Genomic DNA, 2,266 nt, shown 5'->3' on the forward strand with positions numbered 1-2,266 from the left:
AATGGTACATTGTGGATACGATTTGTACTTTTCTAATTGCGGGTTATGTTCTTTTTCATGGTTATATCGAAATCAAATCCGTAATCAGGATTTTGATGCAAAGTGTACCGGCCGATATTGACATCAATGAAGTGACCAAGAGTCTGGAGGGGATTGAAAATATAAAAGAAGTTCACCACTTGCATGTATGGGAATTAAATGAACATGAACGATCACTCGAAGCACATGTTGTTATTTCTGAGTCTGGATATCAGGATGCGGAAATGATTAAAGGCCAGATAAAAGATGTCTTAAATGAATCATTTCATATCTCGCACTCAACCATTGAATTTGAGTATGAAAGCCAGTCAGAAAATAATAATTGCTGTGATAAATCAATCATCACTCCTCACTAGCTATATTAATTGATTTTCTTCTTGCCAGTTATCATCGCCTTAATAAGATTTTCATTATGATATTTGCTTGACACAATTACACCGATAATATGAAGGGCGATTAATAATAAAGTAAAATTTGTTGCCCCTTCATGTATTTCTTCCCAGAACTCTTCTTCCTCATCATGGTCTTCTTTGCTCTCATATTCGTATTCACCGCCATTAGCATAAGAATCGCTGATTAATGTTAATTCACTAGAAGAAGCCAAAGGACCTTTGCCTTCTTCTAAAGCATAAACTTTTAGTCCACTCACGGTTACAACAAATAAACTTGTTAATAAAAGAAGCACCATCCACCCACCAGCTGGATTATGACCGAGATAGTGTTTTGGGTGTTTTCTTAACAGACCTTTAAAGTATTGAAATACCGTTTGTGGTGAATAAATAAAATCAGAAAATCGCGCGTGTTTTGTCCCGATAAAACCCCATATAACACGAAATGAAATTAATCCTAAAACAGTATAGCCGGCATAGATGTGCCAGTTATTTTCTTCTTCGCCGGTAAAGTAGGCGATGAAAAAAGCAATAACTAATGACCAGTGGAAAATTCTAACAAGTATATCCCACACTTTGATTTCATTTTTTTGATCCATATCAGTTCTCCATATTTAATACATAAAACCTGTCTATTAATTCACGGGTATTTAGTTGTAATATGCAGACTTATCTGGAATATCACTATCCTGCATTTGTGAATGTTTATATAAATTAAGATGTTAGATTTGAATGAAATAATGTTTGAAGGTCGTTTTCGACTGTTCTTGTTAGGTGCTTTTATATTTATCGGTATTTTGGCAGCAATTGATATTCTTGCTGATATCCAAGAAGGGACTGAAAGTGCGCATATTGTGATAGAAGGGATTGTATTTGCAATTTCAATTTTCGGTGCATTAGTAATTTCTTTACGTTTATTAAATGAAGCAAAACAGTCTCGCCAGCTGGTTAAAGTAATGGCGCAGGAATTACAGAAAAATAGAGAGGAAGCAACAGAGTGGCGAAATGAAACTCAAGCATTATTACAGGGATTAGGTGCTTCAATAAATAATCAATTTGAGCGATGGAACCTAACACCTTCAGAAAAAGAAATAGCGTTATTTCTGTTAAAAGGATTAAGTCATAAAGAAGTTGCTTATTTTAGGGGGGTGAGTGAAGCGACTGCCAGACAACAGGCTCGTTCCATTTATAAAAAAGCAAATCTTTCAGGCCGACACGATTTGGCAGCCTTCTTTTTAGAAGAACTAGCATTGCCTCATAATGAATAATAAAATTACCCCGGCCGATTAAATACGACAATTAGAAATGTAACTTTTATGAGTAATTGCGGTTGTCATGACGAAATAGATCCAAAGAACCAACGTAATCTCTTAATCATTGTATTAGTGATTAATGGGGTTATGTTTTTATTTGAATTTGGGTTTGGATTGTATGCTGAGTCAACGGGCTTACTCGCTGATTCACTTGATATGTTAGCGGATGCAATGGTTTATGGATCGGCATTATACGTCATAGGTAAAACAGCAATGGCTAAAGCGAATTCATCCATGTTGAGTGGCATGCTTCAAATGCTACTTGGATTCGGAATAATATTTGAAGTTATTCGACGCTTCTTATATGGCAGTGAACCAATTTCTACCGTTATGATTGTTATTTCATTATTCGCCTTAACCGCAAATGTTGTTTGTCTTGTATTACTGAATAAGCATAAACAGGGTGAGGTACACATGCGTGCCACCTGGATCTTTTCGAAAAACGATGTGATTGCCAATTTGGGTGTGATTACTGCTGGAATACTGGTGGCGTATTTTGAATCAGCATTACCTGATTTAATCATT

The 2,266-nt window shown here is 35.7% G+C and carries 4 protein-coding genes; 3 read left to right on the top strand and 1 reads right to left on the bottom strand.

Annotated features, from left to right (window positions below; translation table 11 throughout):
- On the top strand, positions 1 to 395 hold a 395-nt coding region (locus tag RLO81_RS17160; protein WP_502880470.1), incomplete at its 5' end, for a cation transporter dimerization domain-containing protein.
- A gap of 5 nt (positions 396 to 400) precedes the next feature.
- Here RLO81_RS17160 and RLO81_RS17165 read toward each other — a convergent pair.
- Entirely contained in the window at positions 401 to 1,027 is a 627-nt protein-coding gene (locus RLO81_RS17165; protein WP_350114519.1) for a cytochrome b/b6 domain-containing protein, read from the bottom strand.
- A gap of 120 nt (positions 1,028 to 1,147) precedes the next feature.
- On the opposite strand from RLO81_RS17165, the gene RLO81_RS17170 reads away from it, so the two are divergent.
- A complete protein-coding gene (locus tag RLO81_RS17170) occupies positions 1,148 to 1,696 on the top strand; it encodes a helix-turn-helix transcriptional regulator (RefSeq protein ID WP_350114522.1) in 549 nt (182 codons plus the stop codon).
- 48 nt (positions 1,697 to 1,744) lie between these two features.
- The coding region (locus RLO81_RS17175) for a cation efflux transmembrane domain-containing protein (protein ID WP_350114525.1) at positions 1,745 to 2,266 on the top strand (522 nt) is incomplete at its 3' end.

The organism is Fulvivirga sp. (genome assembly GCF_040220315.1).
GTDB lineage: Bacteria > Bacteroidota > Bacteroidia > Cytophagales > Cyclobacteriaceae > Fulvivirga.

Excerpts from the sequence above, each read along its gene's own strand:
- RLO81_RS17170 (WP_350114522.1), top strand. The coding sequence starts at position 1,148 with ATGTTAGATTTGAATGAAATAATGTTTGAAGGTCGTTTTCGACTGTTC.
- RLO81_RS17165 (WP_350114519.1), bottom strand. The coding sequence starts at position 1,027 with ATGGATCAAAAAAATGAAATCAAAGTGTGGGATATACTTGTTAGAATT.